The sequence below is a fragment of the Enterobacter cloacae complex sp. P29RS genome (genome assembly GCF_014893445.1).
Taxonomy (GTDB): Bacteria; Pseudomonadota; Gammaproteobacteria; order Enterobacterales; family Enterobacteriaceae; genus Enterobacter; species Enterobacter intestinihominis.
In genome coordinates this window covers 1-24445 of the sequence record NZ_JADBPZ010000019.1, presented here as the reverse complement: position 1 = coordinate 24445, position 24445 = coordinate 1, and the positions used below count along the sequence as shown (strand labels likewise).

22 protein-coding genes are annotated in these 24445 nt (G+C 58.1%); 15 read left to right on the top strand and 7 right to left on the bottom strand.

Translation table 11 applies throughout. From position 1 onward, the window contains the following. Window positions 1-170 precede the first annotated feature (170 nt). Both modF and modE read right to left on the bottom strand, forming a co-directional pair. Window positions 171-1643 (bottom strand): molybdate ABC transporter ATP-binding protein ModF, encoded by a 1473-nt coding sequence (gene modF / locus IM282_RS14990; protein WP_192970527.1) that lies wholly within the window; start codon window positions 1641-1643, stop codon window positions 171-173. A 67-nt stretch (window positions 1644-1710) separates the two neighbouring features. Further along, window positions 1711-2499, bottom strand: a complete 789-nt coding sequence (gene modE / locus IM282_RS14985) for a molybdenum-dependent transcriptional regulator (protein ID WP_192970526.1) — start codon at window positions 2497-2499, stop codon at window positions 1711-1713. Window positions 2500-2626: 127 nt separating this feature from the next. Between modE and IM282_RS14980 the strand changes: the two genes are divergently transcribed. From IM282_RS14980 to modC, 4 genes are all read left to right on the top strand, one after another. Continuing rightward, the gene (locus IM282_RS14980) at window positions 2627-2779 is read left to right on the top strand and encodes an AcrZ family multidrug efflux pump-associated protein (RefSeq protein ID WP_003858549.1); all 153 of its coding nucleotides are present in this window, start codon (window positions 2627-2629) and stop codon (window positions 2777-2779) included. Between the two features lie 178 nt (window positions 2780-2957). Further along, window positions 2958-3734: a molybdate ABC transporter substrate-binding protein gene (gene modA / locus IM282_RS14975; protein WP_023299624.1), complete on the top strand. Its 777-nt coding sequence runs from the start codon at window positions 2958-2960 to the stop codon at window positions 3732-3734. Further along, window positions 3731-4423, top strand: a complete 693-nt coding sequence (gene modB / locus IM282_RS14970) for a molybdate ABC transporter permease subunit (RefSeq protein WP_006809548.1) — start codon at window positions 3731-3733, stop codon at window positions 4421-4423. Before modA ends, modB begins: the two co-directional genes overlap by 4 nt. Further along, window positions 4423-5481 carry a molybdenum ABC transporter ATP-binding protein ModC gene (gene modC / locus IM282_RS14965; protein WP_017384950.1) on the top strand — a complete coding sequence of 353 codons (1059 nt, stop codon included), beginning with the start codon at window positions 4423-4425 and terminating at the stop codon, window positions 5479-5481. Before modB ends, modC begins: the two co-directional genes overlap by 1 nt. Here the strand turns inward: modC and IM282_RS14960 are convergent, their stop codons facing one another. Continuing rightward, the gene (locus IM282_RS14960; protein ID WP_022647486.1) at window positions 5482-6300 is read right to left on the bottom strand and encodes a pyridoxal phosphatase; all 819 of its coding nucleotides are present in this window, start codon (window positions 6298-6300) and stop codon (window positions 5482-5484) included. A gap of 119 nt (window positions 6301-6419) precedes the next feature. Here IM282_RS14960 and pgl point away from each other — a divergent pair, with 119 nt between their 5' ends. Continuing rightward, the gene (pgl, locus tag IM282_RS14955; RefSeq protein ID WP_023305719.1) at window positions 6420-7415 is read left to right on the top strand and encodes a 6-phosphogluconolactonase; all 996 of its coding nucleotides are present in this window, start codon (window positions 6420-6422) and stop codon (window positions 7413-7415) included. Window positions 7416-7518: 103 nt separating this feature from the next. Here pgl and IM282_RS14950 read toward each other — a convergent pair whose 3' ends face one another. After that, entirely contained in the window at window positions 7519-8802 is a 1284-nt protein-coding gene (locus IM282_RS14950; protein WP_192970525.1) for a putative acyl-CoA thioester hydrolase, read from the bottom strand. A 223-nt stretch (window positions 8803-9025) separates the two neighbouring features. Here IM282_RS14950 and hutI point away from each other — a divergent pair, with 223 nt between their 5' ends. The 5 genes from hutI (at window position 9026) to hutH (ending at window position 15271) form a co-directional block, all read left to right on the top strand. Further along, window positions 9026-10249 (top strand): imidazolonepropionase, encoded by a 1224-nt coding sequence (hutI, locus tag IM282_RS14945; RefSeq protein WP_192970524.1) that lies wholly within the window; start codon window positions 9026-9028, stop codon window positions 10247-10249. After that, window positions 10246-11184: a formimidoylglutamase gene (gene hutG / locus IM282_RS14940; protein ID WP_069596373.1), complete on the top strand. Its 939-nt coding sequence runs from the start codon at window positions 10246-10248 to the stop codon at window positions 11182-11184. Before hutI ends, hutG begins: the two co-directional genes overlap by 4 nt. A 19-nt stretch (window positions 11185-11203) precedes the next feature. Further along, window positions 11204-11938, top strand: coding sequence for a histidine utilization repressor (locus IM282_RS14935; RefSeq protein ID WP_063152745.1), 735 nt, complete (start codon window positions 11204-11206; stop codon window positions 11936-11938). Window positions 11939-12065: 127 nt separating this feature from the next. Beyond that, window positions 12066-13754: a urocanate hydratase gene (hutU, locus tag IM282_RS14930; protein WP_003858533.1), complete on the top strand. Its 1689-nt coding sequence runs from the start codon at window positions 12066-12068 to the stop codon at window positions 13752-13754. Further along, window positions 13751-15271 carry a histidine ammonia-lyase gene (gene hutH, locus IM282_RS14925; RefSeq protein WP_022647492.1) on the top strand — a complete coding sequence of 507 codons (1521 nt, stop codon included), beginning with the start codon at window positions 13751-13753 and terminating at the stop codon, window positions 15269-15271. The genes hutU and hutH overlap by 4 nt, the downstream gene beginning before the upstream one ends. An 85-nt stretch (window positions 15272-15356) precedes the next feature. Here the strand turns inward: hutH and IM282_RS14920 are convergent, their stop codons facing one another. After that, a complete protein-coding gene (locus IM282_RS14920; RefSeq protein WP_003858531.1) occupies window positions 15357-15833 on the bottom strand; it encodes a kinase inhibitor in 477 nt (158 codons plus the stop codon). Window positions 15834-15880: 47 nt separating this feature from the next. After that, on the bottom strand, window positions 15881-17188 hold the full coding sequence (gene bioA, locus IM282_RS14915) for an adenosylmethionine--8-amino-7-oxononanoate transaminase (RefSeq protein ID WP_023299631.1): 1308 nt from the start codon (window positions 17186-17188) through the stop codon (window positions 15881-15883). 68 nt (window positions 17189-17256) lie between these two features. Here bioA and bioB point away from each other — a divergent pair, with 68 nt between their 5' ends. The 4 genes from bioB to bioD are packed head-to-tail and all read left to right on the top strand — an operon-like array spanning window position 17257 to window position 20884. Continuing rightward, entirely contained in the window at window positions 17257-18297 is a 1041-nt protein-coding gene (gene bioB, locus IM282_RS14910) for a biotin synthase BioB (RefSeq protein WP_038415709.1), read from the top strand. Next, window positions 18294-19451, top strand: coding sequence for an 8-amino-7-oxononanoate synthase (bioF, locus tag IM282_RS14905; protein WP_192970523.1), 1158 nt, complete (start codon window positions 18294-18296; stop codon window positions 19449-19451). Before bioB ends, bioF begins: the two co-directional genes overlap by 4 nt. Further along, a complete protein-coding gene (gene bioC, locus IM282_RS14900; protein WP_045621760.1) occupies window positions 19435-20190 on the top strand; it encodes a malonyl-ACP O-methyltransferase BioC in 756 nt (251 codons plus the stop codon). Before bioF ends, bioC begins: the two co-directional genes overlap by 17 nt. Next, a complete protein-coding gene (gene bioD / locus IM282_RS14895) occupies window positions 20183-20884 on the top strand; it encodes a dethiobiotin synthase (RefSeq protein ID WP_192970522.1) in 702 nt (233 codons plus the stop codon). The genes bioC and bioD overlap by 8 nt, the downstream gene beginning before the upstream one ends. Here bioD and IM282_RS14890 read toward each other — a convergent pair. Beyond that, a complete protein-coding gene (locus tag IM282_RS14890; RefSeq protein ID WP_023299635.1) occupies window positions 20847-21569 on the bottom strand; it encodes an ABC transporter ATP-binding protein in 723 nt (240 codons plus the stop codon). The genes bioD and IM282_RS14890 overlap by 38 nt on opposite strands. 748 nt (window positions 21570-22317) lie before the next feature. Between IM282_RS14890 and uvrB the strand changes: the two genes are divergently transcribed. Continuing rightward, a complete protein-coding gene (uvrB, locus tag IM282_RS14885; RefSeq protein ID WP_003858519.1) occupies window positions 22318-24333 on the top strand; it encodes an excinuclease ABC subunit UvrB in 2016 nt (671 codons plus the stop codon). Window positions 24334-24445: the final 112 nt, after the last annotated feature.

Below are 24445 nucleotides of genomic sequence, written 5' to 3'. Positions count from 1 at the left end.
AACCATAGCATATCAGAGACGCGAAAAGTGTGACATGGGATAAAATAGTGGTATCGTTTACACTGGTTTTCACAGGCGCTTTTTCACAGACTGAGTGCATTGTAGATCAAAGAGATAGAGATGTATTGTTGCAGGTTGTCTGAAAAGCGGAGGGCAGCGCCCTCCACGCGTTAATCGATTTTGCTCAGCAGGTAGCGGTAATGCTCGCCGTCAGGCACAAATTCCAGCCGATGGGTGATGCAGGATGGGGCATCCTCAGCATGGTGGGAGACAAACAGCAGCTGGGTTTCACCTTCGCTAATCAGGACATCCACAAAGCGGCGGATCAGCTGACGGTTGAGGGGATCCAGCCCCTGCAACGGTTCATCAAGAATCAGCAGAGTAGGATGCTTAACCAGCGCGCGGACGATCAATGCCAGCCGCTGCTGCCCCCACGACAGGCTGTGGAATGGCGCATCGGCTACCCGGTTGTCCATACCCAGAATATCCAGCCACTGCTGCGCCAGCTTGTGCTGCTTGTCGGATACCGCCTGATAAATACCAATGGAGTCGAAGAAGCCAGAGAGGATCACGTTTCGCACCGTAGTGCTCACCCGGTAGTCCAGATGCAGGCTGCTGCTAACATAACCGATATGCTTTTTGATATCCCAGATGGTTTCCCCGCTGCCGCGGCGGCGGCCGAAGAGGGTCAAATCGTTGCTGTAACCCTGCGGGTGATCGCCAGTGATCAGGCTTAGCAGCGTGGATTTACCCGCCCCGTTGGGGCCGACGATCTGCCAGTGCTCACCAGGATTAACCGTCCAACTGAGATGATTAAGAATAGGGCGATCGTCGTAAGCAACCACCCCATCGCGCAGCACAATGCGCGGCTGGTCAGGATCCAGCCCGTGGCGTGCCGAAGGGGCATCCGGCTCCGGCAGCGCAATACCGTCCAGTTTCTCGCTGTGGGCCAGCTGTGCAATTAGCGCCTGCCGGAGCAGTACGGCTTTCTCGCCGGTTTTGGTCAGGCTACAGTCCGCCAGCACGCCCGCGTAATGTACGAAATCCGGGATCTCATCAAAGCGGTTAAGGACCAGCACAAGGGTGTATCCCTGCTGGTTAAGCGACGCCAGCAACGCTGCCAGCTGCGCACGGGACTGCACATCCAGTCCGTCAAACGGTTCATCCAGAATCAGGAGTTCCGGCTCGCTCATCAGCGCCTGACACAGCAGCGTTTTGCGCGTCTCGCCGGTAGAGAGATATTTAAAGCGGCGGTTAAGCAGGGCGGTAATGCCAAATTGCTCCGCCAGCTGCTGACAGCGGGCAGGATCTTTTATCTCATCCTGGATAATGTCCGCCGTCGTGCGGCCGGTATCTTCTTCGCCGGGGCTGAGCAAATCGGTATTGTTACGCTGCCACTCATCGCTGACCAGCTTTTGCAGCTGTTCAAAGGAAAGGCGCGTCAGCCGGGTAAAGGTGCACTGACGCTCCCCCTTCAGCTGGGTTAATTCGCCAGCCAGGGCGCGGGCCAGCGCGGATTTTCCGCTGCCATTCGTGCCCACAAACGCCCAGCTTTCTCCGGCGCGAAGGGTTAACTCTGGCAGCGATAAGGTACGGGTATCGCTAAGACGAAACGTGCCTTGCGAAATATGCAATGATGACATGTGTTATCCCATTTTTTGCAGCAACAGATGTCAGGGATACTCAGTGTTGGTGGGGTTGTCAATGCGCTTAGCACAATGTGGCGATAATTACCCGGTCTGCATTGAAATATGCGGTCACCACAGCACCTTCATCTAATTCGGTCGCGTCGTTCACCGGAACGGTGGCGCAGAGCGACTGTCCATCCGGCAGGGTCATCAGCACTTCACACTGTTCTGCGCCTCGCTCGATGTGGCTGATACGCCCGCGTAGCTGGTTGTCGGCCTCGGCGGCCTGCTCAGGGTTAAGCGTGATGCTGATCCAGGGCGCTTTGAGTAATACCAGCACTTCCTGACCTTCGTTCAGCCCGAGGCGTTGACCGCTTTGCGCGGTGATGGCGGCTTTCAGGCGCGTTGTGCCGTCCGCGAGCAGGATCTCAATATGCTCCTGCACCTGCGAATGATCGCGCCCCGTCACCGTACCAAACCATTGGTTGCGGGCGCTGGTCTGCAAAGAGAAACGGGAGATGGCGCCCAGCAGGCTGTCCAGCGGCAGGTTGTCGTCATCGCTCAGCACATCAAATGCTTTTTGCTGGATCTGCGCCAGTAAGTCATAGAGCTGGATCAGGCGTTGCCCGTAACGCGTCAACACGGCGCCGCCGCCGCCTTTTCCGCCGGTGGCGCGCTCTACCAGCGTTTGTTCGCTCAGGGTGTTCATGTCGTTAATCGCATCCCAGGCGCTTTTATAGCTGATGCCGGCGTTTTTGGCTCCCTGGCTAATCGAGCCAGTTTGTTCTATTTGTTTTAACAGGGCGATGCGTCGCGGATCGGCGAAAAGCTTATGCTGAAGTCGTAAGGTGAGGAGAATTTCGGCCTGCATAACAATGTCCCGGCAAAAAGGTTATTGTGACCCAAATGTCCGGGTGCGGAAAGCGCACCGCACAAAAGGGGATGTTTTTCTTACTTTTCAGGGTAGAATAAGCCGTTCACAAGATCTGGAGAAAACCATGTTAGAGTTGTTGAAAAGTCTGGTATTCGCGGTAATCATGGTGCCAGTAGTGATGGCTATCATCCTCGGTGCCATCTACGGCCTGGGTGAAGTGTTCAACGTCTTTTCGAACATTGGTCATCGTCGTGACCAGCCTAAAAAGCAGCAATGATTTCCTCCAAAACGCCCGGCCAGCCCGGGCGTTTTGCTCTCAAGTTTATTCCTCTCCCGCCGATATCTTTTACAACGTTCCTTGAGTTTACGCATTAATGGGTACGATTTAGCGCTAGGAACGCCTGCGATATGTCGTTATATTTGTTTGTATATAACGATATGCACAGGAGCTTCAAATGGCACGTTCATGGGTACGCCTTTTCGCAGGGGCAACGCTGACTCTCTCACTCACCGGCCACGCGCTGGCGGATGAAGGAAAAATCACGGTCTTTGCGGCGGCGTCGCTGACTAACGCGATGCAGGATATTGCTGCGGTATACAAAAAAGAGAAAAACGTCGAGGTCGTTTCGTCGTTTGCCTCCTCGTCCACGCTGGCCCGCCAGATCGAAGCGGGGGCTCCGGCTGATCTGTTCATCTCTGCCGATCAGAAATGGATGGACTACGCGGTGGAGAAAAAATCTGTTGATACGGCTAGCCGCGAAACCCTGCTGGGAAATAGCCTGGTGGTGGTCGCGCCCGCAAACAGCAAGCAGGGCGACATCGCCATCAACAAACAGACGGACTGGACCCGTCTGCTCAACGGTGGCCGTCTGGCGGTGGGCGATCCGGAGCATGTTCCTGCCGGGATTTATGCGAAAGAAGCGCTGCAAAAACTGGGCGCATGGGAGACCTTATCACCGAAGCTGGCTCCCGCAGAAGATGTGCGCGGCGCGCTGGCGCTGGTGGAGCGTAACGAAGCCCCACTCGGGATCGTTTACGGCTCCGACGCCGTCGCCAGTAAAGGTGTGAAGGTGGTCGGTACCTTCCCGGAAGACTCGCATAAGAAAGTAGAATATCCTGTTGCGATAGTTGATGGACATAAAAATGCGACCGTGACGGCCTTCGTTGACTACCTGAAGGGGCCTGAAGCGTCCGCTATCTTTAAACGTTACGGATTTACGACTCACGAATGATATTGACCGAACCTGAATGGCAGGCCGTGCTGCTGAGCCTGAAAGTCTCTTCCCTGGCGGTTGCGCTGAGTTTGCCCTTTGGGGTGTTCTTTGCCTGGTTACTGGTTCGCGTGAAGTTTCCAGGCAAAGCCCTGCTCGACAGTGTTCTCCATCTTCCGCTCGTGTTACCGCCTGTGGTGGTCGGCTATCTGCTGCTGATCTCCATGGGGCGACGCGGTTTTATCGGCGAATGGCTGTACGACTGGTTCGGCCTGACCTTTGCTTTCAGCTGGCGCGGCGCGGTTCTGGCCGCGGCAGTAATGTCCTTCCCGCTAATGGTGCGCGCTATCCGCCTGGCGCTGGAAGGGGTGGATATCCGGCTAGAGCAGGCCGCCCGCACGTTGGGTGCAGGCCGCTGGCGGGTATTCCTGACCATTACGCTTCCGCTCACCTTACCGGGCATTATCGTCGGTACGGTGTTAGCCTTCGCCCGCTCACTGGGTGAGTTCGGCGCGACCATCACCTTTGTGTCCAACATTCCCGGCGAGACGCGGACCATCCCGTCGGCCATGTATACCCTGATTCAAACCCCGGGTGGCGAAGGTGCGGCGGCCCGGCTGTGTATTATTTCGATTGTACTCGCCCTGGTCTCGCTGCTGGTGTCTGAATGGCTGGCGCGCCTCAGCCGTGAACGGATGGGGAAACCGTGATGCTGGAACTCAACTTTACGCAAACCCTGGGCAGCCACACTCTGACGCTTAACGAAACGCTGCCTGCCAGCGGTATCACCGCCATTTTTGGCGTTTCCGGGGCAGGGAAAACGTCGCTGATTAATGCGATTAGCGGCCTGACGCGTCCCCAGTCTGGCAGAATTGTGTTAAATAACCGCGTCTTAAACGACGCGGAGAAGAAGGTCTGCCTGTCACCGGATAAGCGCCGCATCGGCTATGTGTTTCAGGATGCGCGCCTGTTTCCGCACTACAGCGTGCGCGGAAATCTGCGCTATGGCATGGCAAAAAGCATGGCCGGACAGTTCGATAAGCTGGTGGCGCTGCTGGGCATCGAACCGCTGCTCGATCGTCTCCCGTCTTCGCTGTCGGGTGGTGAAAAACAGCGCGTGGCAATTGGCCGCGCCCTGTTAACCGCGCCGGAATTGTTGCTGCTGGATGAGCCGCTGGCCTCGCTGGATATTCCGCGCAAGCGCGAGTTGCTGCCGTATCTGCAACGTCTGGCGCGGGAAATCAACGTGCCCATGCTGTACGTCAGCCATTCGCTGGATGAGATCTTACATCTGGCCGACAAAGTGCTGGTGCTGGAGGCGGGCAGGGTGAAGGCATTCGGCAATCTGGAAGAGGTATGGGGCAGCAGCGTTATGCATCCGTGGCTGCCAAAGGAGCAGCAGAGCAGCATTCTGAAGGTGAGCGTGCTGGAGCACCATCCACATTATGCGATGACCGCGCTGGCGCTGGGTGACCAGCATTTGTGGGTGAATAAAATCGATACGCCGATTCAGTCCACGTTACGGATCCGCATTCAGGCGTCGGATGTCTCCCTGGTGCTGCAACCGCCGCTGCAAACCAGTATCCGCAATATTTTGCGCGCAAAAGTGGCGCAGTGTTTTGATGATAACGGCCAGGTGGAAGTGCAACTGGAAGTGGGCAACAGAACGCTGTGGGCGCGCATCAGCCCGTGGGCCAGGGATGAGTTAGGCATCAAGCCTGGCCTGTGGCTTTACGCGCAAATCAAGAGCGTCTCTATCACCGCCTGATTACAGCAGGTGGGTATAAATATACTGCGCGATGCTGTCGGTGGTGTTATCGCCAATCACCACGTTAGCACGCGCTTTCACCGCATCATCGGCGTTGCCCATCGCCACGCCCGTTCCGGCCGCTTCCAGCATGCTGATGTCGTTATAGTTATCGCCGAAGGCAATCACGTCCTGCATTGACCAGCCCTGTGACTCAACGAACTGGGTCAGACGCTTTCCTTTGCTGTTGCCTTTACGGGCGATATCCACCTGATCGTGCCAGGACCATTCACATTCCAGACCCAGCGTATGCTCGACATGTTTTGCGAAAGTATTCAGTTTGGCGGTGTCTTCATCGGTCAGGGCAAATTTCCAGATTGCCTGGACGTCTTCCGCCGCCTGGCGCAGGGAGGAAACCTGAGTGAACACCGGTCGCTGCGCTTCCGGCAAAGACAGGGCCCAGTTGCTGGTGCGGATCACATGGCCGGTAGGGCGTTCATACAGCATGGCGTTATCCACATACATCAGGCCATGAATCGCGTGCTCATCCAGTAAATCAATCAATTGCAGCGCCTGCGGAACGGGAAGCGGATCAGAGGTTAAAACCTTTTTTGCCTGATAATCATACAAATAAGTGCCATTACAACAAATTGCAGGTGTATCTAAGCCCAGTGCCTGATAAAAAGGATGAATGGCTACGTGATGTCGACCCGTTACGATGAGAAGTTGATACCCCGCTTCCCGGGCTCGTTTGAGGGCCTCAAGAGAAGAGGGGAGCAGGGTTTTCTGAGGGGTAAGCAGTGTTCCGTCTAAATCCAGGGCAATCACTCGCGAGGTCATTTTTTCTTCCGGGTTAATGTTGAATTTAAGGTCTGTCGGGATGGTACACCGAGAGCGGAACCCTGCAAAATCCCGGACTACAATTCAGCATTCACCGTTAAAAATAATCAGGAGTATTCATGAAACAAACCGTTTATACCGCCAGTCCTGAAAGTCAGCAGATCCATGTCTGGCGTTTGAATACAGAAGGTTCGCTTACGCTGGTTCAGGTTGTTGATGTGCCAGGCCAGGTGCAGCCGATGGTCGTCAGCCCGGATAAACGTTTTCTTTATGTCGGGGTACGCCCGGAATTCCGCGTACTCGCATACCGCATCTCCCCGGATGACGGCGCGCTGACCTATACCGCAGAAGCGCCGCTGCCGGGCAGCCCGACCCATATTTCTACCGACCATAAAGGCAACTTTATCTTCAGCGGCTCCTACAATGCAGGCTGCGTGAGCGTCACCCGCCTGGAAGACGGTATTCCCGTTGAAACCGTCGACGTGGTAGAAGGGCTTGAGGGTTGCCACTCCGCCAACATTTCGCCGGATAACCGCACGCTGTGGGTGCCAGCGCTGAAGCAGGATCGCATCTGCCTGTTTACCCTGAGCGATGACGGTCATCTGGTCGCGCAGAGCCCGGCGGAAGTCACCACCGTGGAAGGCGCAGGCCCGCGCCATATGGTCTTCCACCCGAATCAGCAGTATGCCTATGTCGTTAACGAGCTGAACAGCTCGGTAGATGTCTGGGAGCTGAACGATCCTAACGGGCAGATCGAGTGCGTACAGACGCTGGACATGATGCCAGCTGATTTCTCCGACACACGCTGGGCGGCAGACATTCACATCACGCCGGATGGCCGCCACCTGTATGCCTGTGACCGTACCTCCAGTCTGATCACCGTCTTCAGCGTCTCTGAAGACGGCAGCGTTCTGGCAGTTGAGGGCTTCCAGCCGACAGAAACCCAGCCGCGCGGCTTTAATGTCGACCACAGCGGCAAATACCTGATTGCGGCGGGGCAGAAATCCCACCACATCGCGCTCTATGAAATCAAAGGCGTGCAGGGTCTACTGGAAGAGAAAGGACGCTATGCGGTCGGACAAGGGCCGATGTGGGTTGTGATTAACGCTCACTGATCCGTAGACGAAAAAAAACCTCGCACATGCGAGGTTTTTTTATGCGTGGTTAATGCATGAGGTAGGCCGGGTAAGGCGTAGCCGCCACCCGGCAGCAGGCATTTTACTGCTTCGGTTCAGCAACCACTTTGCTACCCAGACCGCGGTTGTTGTATTCCCACATGCGGTTGAAGTTAGCGTCGTTCAGGTTACGCTGCACGTTGTCTTTATCATCCACCGTGCCGGTGTTGCCGGAGAAAGGACGTTTCGAGATCGCCGCATCCGCCCACGGTTTCGCCATGTTAAAGCCTTCGTTAATCACGCTGTCGCGGATCACGACCTGGCCGTTAGTGGCGGAGTCCACGTCCAGAGAGCGGCCAAGCTGCGCCACGCCATCGCCAGCAGCAGTAAAGCGGCTATTCACGGCCAGGAAGCCATAGAACAGATTGGACTGCGTGGCCGGGGCAAAGACGTAACCTTCCTGCTGCGTACGTGAATTCACCACGCGGAAGTCGGTGTTATCAAATACCACCGCGCCGCGACCGGAGACCATATCCACGTCGCCTTCAATGTAGCTGTTGGTGACCAGAGTACGCGTCAGACGATTGTTCTGAAGGGTATTCTGCACGCCGCTGTTGGTCACGAAGAAGGTATTCTGGCGGCCCAGGATATTGACGTTGTTAATCTGTACCTTGTCGCCATCGCTACGCAGCGCCACGGCCTGGTGATTACCGGCGTCAACGCTGTCGCCCAGGGTGTTCTGAATGGTCAGGTTCTGCAATTGCAGGCCGTTGTTCTGTGACCAGAATACTGCCGAGCACATCACGCCAATGGTGGCGGCACGTTTGCGCTGGCAGTTATCAAACATATACCACGCCGGTTTACCTGGCATGTATTTACCGGCCGGGTTCACCAGATGGCGCCAGGTGGTGCTGTCGATCTCTGAATCAATCGCCAGGCCAATTTTCACGTCGACCGCATTTTCGCCAAGTCCGTAAAGCGTAATGCTTCCCGGTGCAGCCGGAACATAAACGGTTCCTTCGTATTCACCCGGCAGGATGGCAATGTACTGACGAGATGCGCTGTGTTTGGTGATTGCGGCATCAACAGCTGCCTGAATTGAGGTGTGCGTAACGCCCTCTGCTCCGGCCGGGCCGACAACGAAGTCTGGCTGTTTCGGCAGGTTAATAGAAGAAGGCGTCCATGGGGCTGCATTGGGATCCATCGCCGAGAAATAGTGCGCACGGGTGAAGTTCTTCGCTTCAGCCGCTGACAGGATCGGACGGGAAGCGGTGCCCGGAGCAATCTGCTCAGAAGGTTGCTGATCCGGTGGTGTTGAACTGCAAGCGGATAAAGTCACGCCAAAGGCGAGTGCCAACGCCAGACGGGAAATCCTGGAAATATTCAAGGTAATGCTCCTGGGTATGCAAGTCTTATCTGAATAGACGAAATAGCCTGCTTTTTTATACTAAGTTGAGCGAAACGGGAAGATAAAAACGGGAAAAGTTGCATTTTTGCCCGCAGGCGACGGGAAAGTCATCACAAATAAATAACATTTTCCTGCAAGGCGGTTGACAGCAGGTGACAGATGAAAATAAATGTCTATACAACCCATGACAAGCGGAAGGCACATGCAGCAGCTTCATCCCGATGATGTGATATGGCGAAATGCGCGACTGGCGACCCTGGCAACAGGTGAGCCGGAACCCTATGGTCTGAAAGAACAACATGCCCTCGTCGTGCGCGGCCAGACGATTGCGGCCGTTATTCCTGAAGCCGAGATCCCCTCCGGGCATCGTCAGTGTGTCGATCTCGGCGGGCGTCTGGTTACTCCCGGCCTGATCGATTGCCACACCCATCTGGTGTTCGGCGGCGATCGCGCAGCGGAATGGGAACAACGGCTTAACGGCGTGTCGTATCAGACCATTAGCGCGCAGGGCGGCGGTATTAACGCCACGGTCACGGCGACCCGCAACAGTTCGCCGGAAATGCTCCTGACGGTGGCGCAGCAGCGGCTCCAGCGGCTGATGAATGAAGGCGTAACGACCATTGAAATCAAATCGGGATACGGACTGAATGCCCAGGCCGAAGAGAAAATGCTGCTGGTTGCCCGCCAGCTCAGCCTGAACAATCTGGTCGATATCAGCCCGACGCTGCTGGCCGCGCACGCCGTTCCTGCCGAGTACCGACAGGATCCGGATGCCTATCTCACGCTGGTCTGTGAGCAGATCATGCCCACGCTGTGGCAAAAAGAGTTATTTGAAGCGGTGGACGTGTTTTGTGAAAACGTCGGCTTTACCCCGGTGCAAACCGAGCGCCTGTTCCGGGCCGCCGCCGCGCTCGGGATCCCGGTAAAAGGGCATGTAGAGCAACTGTCGAATCTGGGCGGCGCGGCGCTGGTCAGCCAGTATAAGGGGCTGTCGGCCGATCATATTGAGTATCTCGATGATGCAGGTATTCAGGCGATGGCGCAAAGCGGCACGGTGGCGGTATTGCTCCCCGGCGCGTTCTATTTTCTTCAGGAGCGCCAGCGTCCACCGGTGGCGCAGCTCAGAGAGCAGGGCGTGCCGATGGCGGTGGCTACCGACTACAACCCGGGCACCAGCCCGTTTGCCAGCCTGCATCTGGCAATGAACATGGCCTGCGTCCAGTTTGGCCTCACGCCGGAAGAGGCCTGGGCTGGCGTGACGCGGCATGCGGCGCAGGCGCTAGGTCGTGGCGCGACGCACGGGCAGTTAAAGCCCAGTTATGTGGCTGATTTCGTCGTCTGGGAGGCGAATCATCCGGTTGAGATGGTTTACGAGCCGGGGCGGAATCCTTTATATCAACGCGTGTTTCGGGGGCAGGTAGCATGAAATTGTGGCATCCCGTTTCCCCGCAGGTCTGGCAGGGTCGTGACGACAGCGCCGAATCCAGCACCGCGAAACGTCTCTTCCAGACCATAAAGCAGCGCGAACACTTTGCACCCGTGCCGTCAGACATCGCCCTGCTGGGCTTTGAATGTGATGAAGGGGTTAAGCGTAACCAGGGCAGGCCCGGTGCTGCACAGGCTCCCGATGTTCTGCGCGGCGCGCTGGCGAATATGGCGAGCCATCAGGGGCATGCGCGCCTCGTGGATATGGGCTCCATTTTTGTTGAAGGCAATGCGCTGGAGGCGGCACAGCAGGCGCTGAGCGAGGCCATTACCGCGTGCCAGCAATCCGGGATGCGTACTCTGGTTTTCGGCGGTGGACATGAAACCGCCTGGGCGCACGGGCGCGGCGTGCTGGATGCCTTTCCGAACGATCGCATTGCGGTGATCAACCTGGATGCGCACCTCGATTTACGTAAGGCTGAACGGGCTACGTCCGGCACGCCGTTCCGCCAGCTGGCGCACTACTGCGCGTCGCAGTCGCGGGCGTTTCACTACGCCTGCCTGGGGGTAAGCCGTGCGGCGAATACCCAGGCGCTGTGGGAGGAAGCTGAACGGTTGAACGTGATGCTGGTTGAAGATCTCGATTTTCGCCGGGATGCGCTATCCGCGCTGGATAGCGTGCTTGCGCAGGCAGACCGGGTCTATCTCACCATTGACCTCGATGTGCTGCCCGCCGCAGAAATGCCCGCCGTATCCGCCCCTGCGGCGTTGGGGATCCCGGCGCTGGATCTGTTCCCGGTGATTGAGCGTATCTGCCGAAGCGGTAAACTACAGGCGGCGGATCTGGTGGAATATAATCCGCACTACGACCGGGACGGTCAGGGGGCGAAGCTTGCCGCCCGACTGGCCTGGCAAATTGCTCACTGGTGGGCATAACCACATTACAGGAGTCAGCATGTTTTCACGCTCACCGCAGCAACCCTCCAGCCCACCCGCACCTTTTTATGAGAAGGTGAAAAAGGCGATCAGCGAAAAAATTGCTGCCGGCGTCTGGCGTCCGCACGACCGTATTCCCTCCGAAGCTGAACTGGTCGCGCAGTTTGGCTTTAGTCGAATGACCATTAACCGGGCGCTGCGGGAACTGACCGATGAAGGGTTGCTGGTGCGTTTGCAGGGTGTCGGAACCTTTGTCGCCGAGCCAAAAGGACAGTCGGCGCTGTTTGAAATCCGCAGCATTGCCGATGAAATTGCCGCCCGCAACCATCAGCACCACTGCGAAGTGCTGGTGCTTGAAGAGACGCAGGCCAGCGCCGAACAGGCCATTGAGCTGAACGTTAAAGAGGGCACCCGGATCTTCCATTCGGTGATGGTGCATTATGAGAACGATATTCCGGTCCAGATTGAAGATCGCTGCGTCAACGCGGAGCGGATCCCGGACTACCTGAACCAGGATTACACCCAAACCACACCGCATGCGTATCTCTCGCTCGTCGCCCCGCTGACGGAAGGGGAGCATATCGTGGAGGCCGTGCGCGCCACGCCTCAGGAGTGCGAGTTGTTGCGTATTAAAGAGCACGATCCTTGCCTGCTGATCCGCCGTCGTACCTGGTCATCCTCGCAGATCGTGTCGCATGCGAAGCTGCTGTTCCCGGGGAATCGTTACCGGTTGCAGGGCCACTTTATGTCATAAGTTTTATAAGCGTGATCGCTAACGCAATATAGCAAAATTGTATCTTTTTTGTTAAATCCGACCTTGTGTGTGCTTGTCTATACAAGTATATCTAAATGCATCACCTGTCCCTTATGAGGAACACACAATGTCGTCAGATAAATACCGCAAGCAGGATGTCCGCGCCGCGCGCGGCACCACGCTCACCGCAAAAAGCTGGCTCACCGAAGCACCGCTGCGCATGTTGATGAACAACCTTGATCCTGAGGTAGCAGAAAATCCCCATGAGCTGGTGGTCTACGGCGGCATTGGTCGCGCCGCACGCAACTGGGCGTGCTATGACGCGATTGTTGAGTCTTTGACGAATCTCGAAAACGACGAAACGCTGCTGGTGCAATCCGGCAAACCGGTTGGCGTATTCAAAACCCATAAAAATGCGCCCCGTGTGCTGATTGCCAACTCCAACCTGGTGCCGCACTGGGCGACGTGGGAACACTTCAACGAGCTGGACGCAAAAGGGCTGGCCATGTACGGCCAGATGACCGCGGGTAGCTGGATCTACATCGGCAGCCAGGGGATTGTGCAGGGCACCTATGAAACCTTCGTGGAAGCGGGCCGACAGCACTATAACGGCTCACTGAAAGGCCGCTGGGTGCTCACCGCCGGACTGGGCGGCATGGGCGGCGCGCAGCCGCTGGCCGCGACACTGGCCGGCGCGTGCTCCCTGAACATTGAGTGCCAGCAGAGCCGCATCGATTTCCGTCTGCGTACCCGCTATGTTGATGAACAGGCCGACAACCTCGATGACGCGCTGGCGCGCATCAAAAAGTACACCGCTGAAGGCAAAGCCGTGTCGGTTGCCCTGTGCGGCAACGCGGCGGATATTCTGCCGGAACTGGTGGCGCGCGGCGTGCGTCCGGATCTGGTCACCGACCAGACCAGCGCTCACGATCCGCTCCACGGCTATCTGCCAAAAGGCTGGACGTGGGAAGACTACCAGCAAAAAGCGGAAACCGATCCTGAGGGCACGGTACTGGCGGCTAAACGCGCCATGGCGGAACACGTCTCCGCGATGCTCGCCTTCAGTAAGATGGGGATTCCGACCTTTGATTACGGGAATAACATCCGCCAGATGGCGAAAGAGATGGGGGTGAATAACGCCTTTGACTTCCCCGGCTTCGTGCCCGCCTATATTCGTCCGCTGTTCTGCCGCGGCATCGGGCCGTTCCGCTGGGTTGCCCTGTCCGGCGACCCGGAGGATATCTACAAAACCGACGCCAGAGTGAAAGAGATTGTCGCCGACGACGAACATCTGCACCGCTGGCTGGACATGGCGCGCGAGCGCATTAATTTCCAGGGCCTGCCAGCGCGTATCTGCTGGGTCGGGCTGGAGTGGCGGCAAAAACTCGGCCTCGCCTTTAACGAAATGGTGCGCAGCGGCGAAGTCTCCGCGCCGATCGTCATTGGCCGCGACCACCTGGACTCCGGCTCTGTCGCCAGTCCGAACCGTGAAACCGAAGCCATGCGCGACGGCTCGGATGCGGTCTCCGACTGGCCGCTGCTGAATGCCCTGCTGAACACCGCCAGTGGCGCAACCTGGGTGTCGCTGCACCACGGCGGCGGCGTCGGGATGGGCTTCTCCCAGCACTCCGGGATGGTCATCGTCTGTGACGGTACCGACGAAGCGGCGGCACGTATTGCTCGCGTGCTGCATAACGACCCGGCAACCGGCGTGATGCGCCACGCGGATGCGGGTTACGAGATTGCCATTGATTGTGCCAAAGAGCAGGGCCTGAACCTGCCGATGATCCCCGCCACACAAGGAAAGCCTGCATGAACGCGTTAACACTTACTCCCGGCTCTTTGTCGCTCAAACAGCTGCGTCACGTCTGGCGTCAGCCGGTGACACTCGCCCTTGATGAAAGCGCCCACCGTGCCATTAACGACAGCGTGGCCTGCGTGGAGGCGATTGTAGCGGAGGGGCGCACCGCCTACGGCATCAATACCGGGTTTGGCCTGCTGGCGCAGACCCGCATTGCCACGCACGATCTGGAGAATTTACAGCGTTCGCTTGTGCTCTCGCACGCGGCGGGCGTTGGCCAGCCGCTGGACGATGAGATCGTCCGCCTGATGATGGTGTTGAAAATCAACAGCCTGGCGCGTGGGTTTTCCGGCATTCGTCTGAGCGTGATCCAGGCGCTGATGGCGCTGGTGAATGCTGAAGTTTATCCGTGGATCCCGGCGAAGGGCTCCGTCGGAGCTTCCGGCGATCTGGCGCCGCTGGCGCATATGTCGCTGCTCCTGCTGGGTGAAGGCAAGGCGCGCTGGCAAGGGGAGTGGCTGCCTGCGAAAGAGGCGCTGAAAAAAGCCGGCTTAGCGCCGATCACCCTCGCGGCAAAAGAAGGGCTGGCGCTGCTCAACGGCACGCAGGCATCGACGGCCTTTGCGCTGCGCGGTCTGTTTGAAGCGGAAGATCTGTTCGCCTCCGCGGTGGTGTGTGGTGCGCTGACCACTGAAGCGGTGCTCGGCTCGCGTCGTCCGTTCGATGCCCGCATCCACGAGGTGCGCGGCCAGCGTGGTCAGATTGATGCCGCAGCCATGTACCGCCACGTACTTACCGATACCAGCGACATTGCCGATTCGCATCACAACTGCGAGAAGGTGCAGGATCCGTATTCTCTGCGCTGCCAGCCGCAGGTGATGGGCGCATGCCTGACACAGCTTCGCCAGGCGGCAGAAGTGCTGCTGGTGGAGGCCAATGCGGTGTCCGACAACCCACTGGTGTTTGCTCAGGAAAACGAGGTGGTCTCCGGCGGCAACTTCCACGCCGAGCCGGTGGCGATGGCCGCAGATAATATCGCGCTGGCGATGGCCGAAATCGGAGCATTGTCCGAGCGTCGAATCGCACTAATGATGGATAAACACATGTCCCAGCTGCCGCCGTTCCTGGTGCGCAACGGCGGCGTGAATTCGGGCTTTATGATCGCCCAGGTCACCGCCGCAGCACTGGCAAGCGAAAACAAAGCCCTGTCGCATCCGCACAGCGTGGACAGCCTGCCAACGTCAGCAAATCAGGAAGATCACGTTTCGATGGCCCCGGCTGCCGGGCGTCGACTGTGGGAGATGGCCTCCAACACCCGCGGCGTGCTGGCGGTGGAATGGCTGGCGGCGTGTCAGGGTATTGATTTACGCGAAGGGCTAAAATCCAGCCCGCTGCTGGAGCAGGCGCGTCATACGCTGCGCGAGCACGTTACGCACTACGATGAGGACCGCTTCTTTGCGCCGGATATTGATAAGGCGATACAGCTTCTGGAAGAAGAAACCCTTGCAGGACTGCTACCTTCCGTGCTGTGATTTTTTTGCCCGGTGGCGCTGCGCTTACCGGGCCTACGAATACGAAATGTAGTCCGGGTAAGGCGTAGCCGCCACCCGGCTTTTTTTATGAATACATCGCCGTAATCGACGCGCTGCCCAGCGAATGGAAATGGACGTTAAAGCCTACCATTGCCCCGCTCGCCCCTTCGTCAACCTCAATCTTGTCCACATCCAGCGCGTGCACCGTGAAGATATAGCGGTGCGTTTCCCCTTTTGGCGGCGCCGCGCCGCCGTAGCCCGCTTTGCCAAAGTCCGTGCGGGTCTGAATCGCACCGTCGGGCAGGGCAACCAGATCGGAACCGGAACCCTGCGGCAGCACGCGGGTGTCGGCGGGCAGGTTTGCCACGATCCAGTGCCACCAGCCCGAGCCGGTTGGCGCATCCGGATCGTAGCAGGTCACGACAAAACTTTTGGTTCCCGCTGGTACATCGTCCCACGCCAGATGGGGAGAGATATTATCTCCCTGATAACCCATCCCGTTAAACACGTGACGTTCCGGCAGCTTTTCGCCGTCGCGCAAATCTTTACTGATGATTTTCATCCTATTTCCCTCGTTACTCACTCATTCAGAAAGTGTAACGCATGGGGTTAAATCGTGAAATGCGCTGATATGTTAACGGCTTTAACCACTGCCCCGGTCAGCTTGTGGAGCTGATCCGGAGAAATGCTGTACGGCGGCATGAGGTAAATCAGCTTACCGAAAGGTCGCACCCAAACGCCCTGGTCAACGAAGAAGCGCTGCAACGCGGCCATGTTCACCGGATGCGTTGTCTCGATCACCCCGATGGCGCCCAGCACGCGGACGTCCGCGACGTATTCCGCCTCCACCGCTGCGCTTAGCTGCTGCTTCAGCTGCGCCTCAATCGCCGCCACCTGCGTCTGCCACTCGCCGCTCTCCAGAATGGCGAGGCTTTCGCTTGCCACGGCGCAGGCCAGCGGGTTGCCCATAAACGTCGGGCCGTGCATAAAGCAGCCCGCGTCGCCGTCGCTGATGGTGTCGGCAACCTGGCGGGTAGTGAGCGTGGCGGAGAGCGTCATGGTGCCGCCGGTGAGCGCTTTCCCCAGGCACAGAATATCCGGCGCGATCCCCGCATGCTCGCAGGCAAACAGCTTCCCGGTACGGCCAAAGCCGGTGGCGATCTCATCGGCAATCAGCAAAATTCCTTCGCGGTCGCACATCTTCCGAATGCGCTTCAGCCACTCGGGGTGATACATCCGCATTCCGCCCGCGCCCTGCACAATCGGTTCGAGAATAACGGCGGCAATCTCGTGGCGATGGGCCGCCATCAACCGCGCGAAGCCCACCATGTCCATCTCGTCCCATTCGCCGTCGAAGCGGCTCTGCGGGGCTGGCGCAAACAGGTTTTCCGGCAGGTAGCCTTTCCACAGGCTGTGCATGGAGTTGTCCGGATCGCACACCGACATCGCCCCGAAGGTGTCGCCGTGATAGCCGTTGCGGAAGGTGAGGAACCGCTGGCGCGTTTCGCCCTTCGCATGCCAGTACTGCAACGCCATTTTCATCGCCACTTCCACGGCCACCGAGCCGGAATCAGCCAGGAAAACACACTCCAGCGATTCAGGCGTCATCGCTACCAGGCGACGGCATAAATCCACCGCGGGCTGATGCGTGATCCCGCCAAACATCACGTGTGACATCTGGTCAATCTGCGCTTTCATCGCCGCGTTCAGACGCGGGTGGTTGTAGCCATGGATCGCCGCCCACCAGGAGGACATCCCGTCAACAAGCCGCTCGCCGCTGGCGAGATGCAGCTCGCAGCCGTGGGCCGAGGCTACCGGATAGACGGGAAGGGGGCGGGTCGTGGAGGTGTAAGGGTGCCAGATATGCTGCTTGTCGAAGGCGAGATCGTCCTGGGTCATAATCGACTTGTAAACCATTTTGAAAAGTTTTAGGTTTACAAGTATAAACCGAACCGACAATTAACAAAACCCTTTGGAGAAGCCCGATGGCTCACCACGCACGCTGGACGATGTCGCAAGTCACTGAATTATTCAACAAACCTTTCCTGGAGCTGATGTTTGAGGCGCAACAGGTGCACCGCCAGCACTTCGATCCGCGTCATGTTCAGGTCAGCACGCTGCTGTCGATTAAAACCGGGGCTTGCCCGGAAGACTGCAAATATTGCCCGCAAAGCGCGCGCTATAAAACCGGTCTCGAATCCGAGCGCCTGATGGAAGTCGAGCAGGTGCTCGACTCAGCGCGCAAGGCCAAAAACGCTGGCTCAACCCGCTTCTGCATGGGCGCGGCGTGGAAAAACCCCCATGAGCGCGACATGCCCTATCTGGAGCAGATGGTGAAGGGGGTGAAGGAGATGGGGCTTGAAGCCTGCATGACACTGGGTACGCTGAACGAGGAGCAGGCGCAGCGCCTCTCGGCGGCAGGGCTGGATTACTACAATCACAACCTCGATACCTCGCCGGAATTCTACGGCAACATCATCACCACGCGCACCTATCAGGAGCGTCTGGACACGCTGGATAAAGTGCGTGATGCGGGGATCAAGGTCTGTTCCGGCGGGATCGTGGGACTGGGCGAAACGGTAAAAGATCGTGCCGGCCTGCTATTACAGCTGGCGAACCTGCCGACCCCGCCGGAAAGTGTGCCCATCAACATGCTGGTGAAGGTAAAAGGTACGCCGCTGGCGGATAATGAGGACGTGGATGCCTTCGATTTCATCCGCACCATCGCGGTGGCGCGCATCATGATGCCAACCTCTTACGTTCGCCTCTCTGCCGGTCGCGAGCAGATGAGCGAGCAGACCCAGGCGATGTGCTTTATGGCCGGGGCCAACTCCATCTTCTACGGTTGCAAACTGCTGACCACACCAAACCCGGAAGAGGACAAAGACGTTCAGCTGTTCCGCAAGCTGGGGCTGAACCCACACCAGACCGGGGTACAGGCGGGGGATAACGAGCAACAGCAGCAGCTGGAGCAGCAGATTTTCAACGCCGACACTGACCAGTTCTACAACGCGGCAGCCGTATGACCTGGCAGGCACGTATCAGGACCGCGCTCGACGAGCGGCGGGCGGCGGATGCATTTCGGGTACGCAGGGTAGTGGAAAACGGTGCAGGCCGTTTTCTCACCCGGGAAGGAGAGCGGTTCTGTAATTTCTCCAGCAACGATTATCTGGGCCTGAGCCAGCACCCGCAGATCGTTCGTGCCTGGCAGCAGGGCGCGGATCGTTACGGCGTGGGCAGCGGTGGCTCCGGGCACGTCAGCGGCTACACCACGGCCCATCAGGCGCTGGAGGAAGCGTTGGCCGACTGGCTGGGCTACCCGCGGGCGCTACTGTTTATCTCCGGTTTTGCCGCGAATCAGGCGGTGATTGCCGCCCTGATGGGCAAAGACGACCGCATCATCGCGGACCGCCTGAGCCACGCCTCCCTGCTTGAAGCAGCCAGTCTCAGCCCGGCACAACTGCGGCGTTTTGCCCATAACGATGCCTCTCAGCTGAACGTCCTGCTGGGTAAACCCTGTTCAGGGCTTCAGCTGGCGGTGACGGAAGGGGTATTTAGCATGGACGGAGACAGCGCCCCCCTGGCCGCGTTGCACGACGCCGCAAAACAGCAAAACGCATGGCTGCTGGTCGACGATGCCCACGGCATTGGCGTCACCGGCGAGGAGGGGCGCGGAAGCGCTTATCAGCAGGGCGTCAGGCCGGAACTGCTGGTGGTCACCTTCGGCAAAGGCTTCGGCGTCAGCGGTGCCGCGGTGTTGTGCAGCGAGCCGGTGGCCGACTACCTGGTACAGTTCGCCCGGCACCTGATCTACAGCACCAGCATGCCCCCGGCGCAGGCCGTGGCACTCTCTGCGTCGCTTGCGGTGATCCGCGGCGAAGACGGCGCTGAACGCCGGGCTCGCCTGGCCGACCATATTCAGCGTTTTCGCCGGGGGGTAAGCGAACTGCCTTACCGGCTTACCGGCTCCCGCAGCGCCATTCAGCCCGTGATTGTGGGTGAAAACCATCGGGCGCTGATGCTGGCACAGGCGCTACGAGAACGCGGGCAGTGGATCACGGCGATCCGCCCACCCACCGTGCCGCCAGGCACCGCGCGCTTGCGTCTGACGCTTACGGCAGCGCACGAGCCGCAGGATATCGATACGCTTCTGGAGGCACTGTATGTCTCCCGTCAATAAACAGGCCGTTGCCGCCGCGTTTGGCCGGGCAGCGCAAAGCTATTCACAGCACGATGAGCTGCAACGCCTGAGCGCGCGCGGGCTGCTGGCCGCGCTCGGTGAGGGGCATTTTATGCAGGTGCTGGACGCGGGCTGCGGGCCAGGCGGCAATAGCCGCTACTGGCGCGCAACGGGCAGCCGGGTCACGGCGCTGGATTTATCCGCGCAGATGCTGGATGAAGCCCGCCAGCAGCAGTCAGCAGACCGTTATCTGGTGGCCGATATCGAGGCCATCCCGTTGGAGGATGCCCTGTTTGACCTCGTCTGGAGCCATCTGGCGGTGCAGTGGTGCACCAGCCTGTCGCAGGCGCTACGCGAGCTTTACCGCGTGGCACGGCCCGGCGGAGCGGTGGCCTTTACCACCCTGCTGGAAAGTTCGTTGCCGGAGCTGAATCAGGCGTGGAGGGCGGTGGATGCGCAGCCGCACGCCAACCGGTTTCTCTCGCACGAACAGGTCACTCAGGCGCTGGCAGGCTGGCGCTATCGCAGTGAGGTCCAGACCGTCACCCTCGAATTTAGCGATGCGTTAAGCGCCATGCGCTCTCTTAAGGGCATAGGCGCGACGCACCTGCACGCCGGTCGGGAGAAGAAACCCCTTACCCGCGGACAACTCCAGCGTCTCGGGCTGGCCTGGCCGCAGGATCGGGGCCGGTTCCCGCTCTCTTATCATCTTTTTCATGGGATTATTGAACGTGACTGAACGTTATTTTGTTACCGGTACGGACACTGAGGTCGGTAAAACGGTTGCCAGCGCTGCGCTGTTGCAGGCGGCGCGTCTGCTGGGGAAAACAACGGCCGGGTATAAGCCCGTAGCCTCCGGCAGCGAGATGACGCCGGAAGGCTTACGCAATACTGATGCGCTGGCGCTACAGCGTAACAGCAGCCTTGCGCTGGCCTATTCTGCGGTGAACCCCTATACCTTTGCTGAACCCACCTCGCCGCACATCGTTAGCGCCGATGAAGATCGTCCGATTGATTTTTCGGTGCTCTCTTCCGGATTACGCGACCTGGAAACGCAGGCCGACTGGGTGCTGGTGGAGGGGGCTGGCGGCTGGTTTACCCCGCTGTCCGACGAGCAGACATTTGCTGACTGGGTGCAGGCCGAACAGCTTCCGGTCATTCTGGTGGTCGGCGTGAAGCTTGGCTGTATCAATCACGCCATGCTGACCGCTTATGCCGTGCAGCAGGCCGGGTTGCGTCTGGCAGGGTGGATTGCCAATGACGTGGTTGCGCCGGGTAAACGTCATGCTGAGTATCTGGCGACGCTGAAGCGGGTGCTGCCTGCGCCGTTTCTCGGCGAGATCCCGTGGCTTGCCGACGGCGCAGAGCAGGCGGAAACCGGACGCTATCTTGACCTCAGCGCCTTATGTCCCGCGCCATCCAGTGCGCAATAAGGTCGTCATCCAGCTCGTTAACGTGGCCCTGTGCCACGTTACGCCCGCGATAGAGCATGCAGAAACGATCCGCTACCCGGCGGATAAACGACAGCTGTTGCTCCGCTAACAGCACCGTCATTCCCAGCTCCCGATTCAACCGTACCAGCAGTTGACCCAGCCTGCGGGCGAAGCCTTGCCCTGCGCCATACATGGGCTCATCCAGAATCAACACGCGCGGGCGATTAACCAGCGCACTGGCGAGGGCCAGCTGATACTGGTCGTCGGGGGACAGCGCAGAGGCACGCATTTGTCGCAGCGGATAGAGTTCCGGAAACAGTGCGTACACGTCATTTTTTGATGTCGGGTCGGATTTCCCCGTCGCCCGCATAGCGATATGCAGATTTTCATCGACGGTCAGCTGGGAAAATATCCGCCGATCCTGCGGGACGTAGCCTATCGTTGGCGGCGCCGTGAATGCTGACGCAGGGCTAAGCAAATTACGCGGCGGCGCGCCAGCCTCATGCCATATGATGGTGCCGCTCTCAACGGGCACCTTTCCGGTAATGCAGTTCATGAGCGTGGATTTACCCATGCCAGGCAGGCCAACAATGCCCGTACAGATGCCTTGCGGGAAATCGATATTCACGTTCCATAGCGTATGTTGGCTTCCGTAAAACTGATTTACAGCACGCAGACTCAACATCTTTCTCTCCTTAAAAATGTGTGGGGTAATGCTCAGGCTGATATCTGCAAAACGCCTGCCAGAAACAAAATAATGATTAAAAAAGAGCCATTTTTAGGAATAACCCACTGCTAAAAGCTTAACGTTTGTTCGAATTGCACGCTCCCGGTGCCGTGCGTGTCGAATCGTGGTGCAGGGAAAATGACGGAATTGTGATTAAGATCTCGCCGGTTACTTATGAAAAAATGAACGTTTTCCAGGCAAAAAAGAGTGATAAAAATTTTTTACTGCCGCTTCGTGGGAAAAACCGGGAATTTGCTGGAGTGCATGCTGTACGGGCTGGAGGCAGTTATCCACTATTCCTGTGGATAACCTTGTGCATTAGAGTTAGAAAACACGCGATAAGCGAGAGAATACGCGGGTTACGCCCAAATTGATGCGAAACGCGGCTTTAGGAAATAGTCTATATTTTTTAACGAATTAGATAAAAGCAATTCCCTCAGCGCCAGCGACACCTGTTGCCATAAAACTTTCATAACCGCCCTTGACAAATGTTAAAAAAGTAATAGTTCTGGGGATAACCCCCTGCGGCTGGTGTTTTATATTGTCACAGTTGAAATTTAGCTCGCGAACGCACTAATCCTCTCTGCGCTACGCTAAATATCCTGACACGCTACTGGTTTTCCATCCAGTGTTTTTTACTGGCAATCCTGGCCACAACGAGTAAAATTACTCACCTGCCGCTTATTCTGTCATCAGGTCGTCGCCCATGAGTAAACCGTTCAAATTGAATTCTGCTTTCCGTCCTTCCGGGGATCAGCCCGAGGCCATTCGTCGCCTGGAAGAGGGGCTGGAAGACGGGCTGGCGCACCAGACCCTGCTGGGGGTAACCGGTTCGGGTAAAACCTTCACCATTGCCAACGTCATTGCCGATCTTCAGCGTCCTACGATGGTTCTCGCGCCGAACAAAACGCTGGCGGCGCAGCTGTATGGTGAGATGAAAGAGTTCTTCCCGGAAAACGCGGTGGAGTATTTCGTCTCCTACTACGACTACTACCAGCCGGAAGCCTACGTTCCCAGCTCCGACACGTTTATCGAGAAAGATGCCTCGGTGAACGAACATATCGAGCAGATGCGTTTGTCGGCGACCAAGGCGCTGCTGGAGCGTCGTGATGTGGTGGTGGTGGCCTCGGTGTCGGCGATCTACGGCCTGGGCGATCCGGATCTCTATCTCAAGATGATGCTGCACCTGACGCAGGGGATGATCATCGATCAGCGTGCAATTTTGCGCCGTCTGGCGGAGCTGCAGTACACCCGTAACGATCAGGCGTTCCAGCGCGGGACCTTCCGCGTACGTGGTGAGGTGATTGATATCTTCCCGGCGGAATCGGACGACATGGCGCTGCGCGTGGAGCTGTTCGATGAAGAGGTTGAACGCCTGTCGCTGTTCGATCCGCTGACCGGTCACGTGGAGTCGGTGATCCAGCGCTTCACCATCTACCCGAAAACGCACTACGTGACGCCACGCGAGCGTATCGTACAGGCGATGGAAGAGATTAAAATTGAGCTGGCAGACCGCCGCAAGGTGCTGCTGGCGAACAACAAGCTGCTGGAAGAGCAGCGCCTGAGCCAGCGTACCCAGTTCGATCTGGAGATGATGAACGAGCTGGGCTACTGCTCCGGCATCGAAAACTACTCGCGCTACCTCTCCGGACGCGGGCCGGGCGAAGCGCCGCCGACGCTGTTTGACTACCTTCCGGCGGACGGCCTGCTGGTGATCGACGAATCCCACGTTACCATCCCCCAGATCGGCGGGATGTACCGCGGTGACCGCGCGCGTAAAGAGACGTTGGTGGAGTACGGATTCCGACTGCCGTCAGCGCTGGACAACCGTCCGATGAAGTTTGAAGAATTTGAGGCGCTTGCTCCGCAGACCATCTACGTATCGGCGACGCCGGGCAACTACGAGCTGGAGAAATCCGGTGATGACGTGGTGGACCAGGTTGTGCGTCCGACCGGGCTGCTGGATCCGATTATCGAGGTGCGTCCGGTGGCGACGCAGGTGGACGATCTGCTCTCGGAAATACGTGCCCGTTCCGCCATCAACGAGCGCGTGCTTGTGACCACGCTCACCAAACGTATGGCGGAGGATTTGACGGAGTATCTGGAAGAACACGGCGAGAAGGTGCGGTATCTGCACTCGGATATTGATACCGTGGAGCGTATGGAGATCATCCGCGACCTGCGCCTGGGCGAGTTCGACGTGCTGGTGGGTATCAACCTTCTGCGAGAAGGTCTGGATATGCCGGAAGTGTCGCTGGTGGCGATTCTGGATGCGGACAAAGAGGGCTTCCTGCGTTCCGAGCGCTCGCTGATCCAGACCATTGGCCGCGCCGCGCGTAACGTCAACGGGAAGGCGATTCTGTACGGGGATAAAATCACCCCGTCGATGGCCAAAGCGATTGGCGAAACGGAACGTCGCCGCGAGAAGCAGCAGCGCTATAACGAAGAGCACGGCATCACGCCGCAGGGGCTGAACAAGAAGGTGGTGGATATCCTGGCGCTGGGTCAGAACATTGCGAAGACCAAAGCGAAAGGGCGCGGCAAGGCCCGTTCAGTGGTGGAAGAGGATACCGTCGCGCTGACCCCGAAAGCGTTGCAGCAAAAGATCCACGAGCTGGAAGGGCAGATGATGCAGCACGCGCAGAATCTGGAGTTCGAAGAGGCTGCGCAAATCCGCGATCAGCTGCATCAGCTGCGGGATCTGTTTATTGCGGCATCGTAGTTTTTTGCCCGGTGGCGTTTTCTCCCTCTCCCTGTGGGCTGAGGGATCCCCAGTAATTTTTTTATGCAGAAGCAATAAAGTTGCTTTCTAAATGACTGAGGGCTGTCAGCGA

Excerpts from the sequence above, each read along its gene's own strand:
- modF (WP_192970527.1), bottom strand. The coding sequence starts at position 1,643 with ATGTCATCATTGCATATTTCGCAAGGCACGTTTCGTCTTAGCGATACC.
- modE (WP_192970526.1), bottom strand. The coding sequence starts at position 2,499 with ATGCAGGCCGAAATTCTCCTCACCTTACGACTTCAGCATAAGCTTTTC.
- IM282_RS14980 (WP_003858549.1), top strand. The coding sequence starts at position 2,627 with ATGTTAGAGTTGTTGAAAAGTCTGGTATTCGCGGTAATCATGGTGCCA.
- modA (WP_023299624.1), top strand. The coding sequence starts at position 2,958 with ATGGCACGTTCATGGGTACGCCTTTTCGCAGGGGCAACGCTGACTCTC.
- modB (WP_006809548.1), top strand. The coding sequence starts at position 3,731 with ATGATATTGACCGAACCTGAATGGCAGGCCGTGCTGCTGAGCCTGAAA.
- modC (WP_017384950.1), top strand. The coding sequence starts at position 4,423 with ATGCTGGAACTCAACTTTACGCAAACCCTGGGCAGCCACACTCTGACG.
- IM282_RS14960 (WP_022647486.1), bottom strand. The coding sequence starts at position 6,300 with ATGACCTCGCGAGTGATTGCCCTGGATTTAGACGGAACACTGCTTACC.
- pgl (WP_023305719.1), top strand. The coding sequence starts at position 6,420 with ATGAAACAAACCGTTTATACCGCCAGTCCTGAAAGTCAGCAGATCCAT.
- hutI (WP_192970524.1), top strand. The coding sequence starts at position 9,026 with ATGCAGCAGCTTCATCCCGATGATGTGATATGGCGAAATGCGCGACTG.
- hutG (WP_069596373.1), top strand. The coding sequence starts at position 10,246 with ATGAAATTGTGGCATCCCGTTTCCCCGCAGGTCTGGCAGGGTCGTGAC.
- IM282_RS14935 (WP_063152745.1), top strand. The coding sequence starts at position 11,204 with ATGTTTTCACGCTCACCGCAGCAACCCTCCAGCCCACCCGCACCTTTT.
- hutU (WP_003858533.1), top strand. The coding sequence starts at position 12,066 with ATGTCGTCAGATAAATACCGCAAGCAGGATGTCCGCGCCGCGCGCGGC.
- hutH (WP_022647492.1), top strand. The coding sequence starts at position 13,751 with ATGAACGCGTTAACACTTACTCCCGGCTCTTTGTCGCTCAAACAGCTG.
- IM282_RS14920 (WP_003858531.1), bottom strand. The coding sequence starts at position 15,833 with ATGAAAATCATCAGTAAAGATTTGCGCGACGGCGAAAAGCTGCCGGAA.
- bioA (WP_023299631.1), bottom strand. The coding sequence starts at position 17,188 with ATGGTTTACAAGTCGATTATGACCCAGGACGATCTCGCCTTCGACAAG.
- bioB (WP_038415709.1), top strand. The coding sequence starts at position 17,257 with ATGGCTCACCACGCACGCTGGACGATGTCGCAAGTCACTGAATTATTC.
- bioF (WP_192970523.1), top strand. The coding sequence starts at position 18,294 with ATGACCTGGCAGGCACGTATCAGGACCGCGCTCGACGAGCGGCGGGCG.
- bioC (WP_045621760.1), top strand. The coding sequence starts at position 19,435 with ATGTCTCCCGTCAATAAACAGGCCGTTGCCGCCGCGTTTGGCCGGGCA.
- IM282_RS14890 (WP_023299635.1), bottom strand. The coding sequence starts at position 21,569 with ATGTTGAGTCTGCGTGCTGTAAATCAGTTTTACGGAAGCCAACATACG.
- uvrB (WP_003858519.1), top strand. The coding sequence starts at position 22,318 with ATGAGTAAACCGTTCAAATTGAATTCTGCTTTCCGTCCTTCCGGGGAT.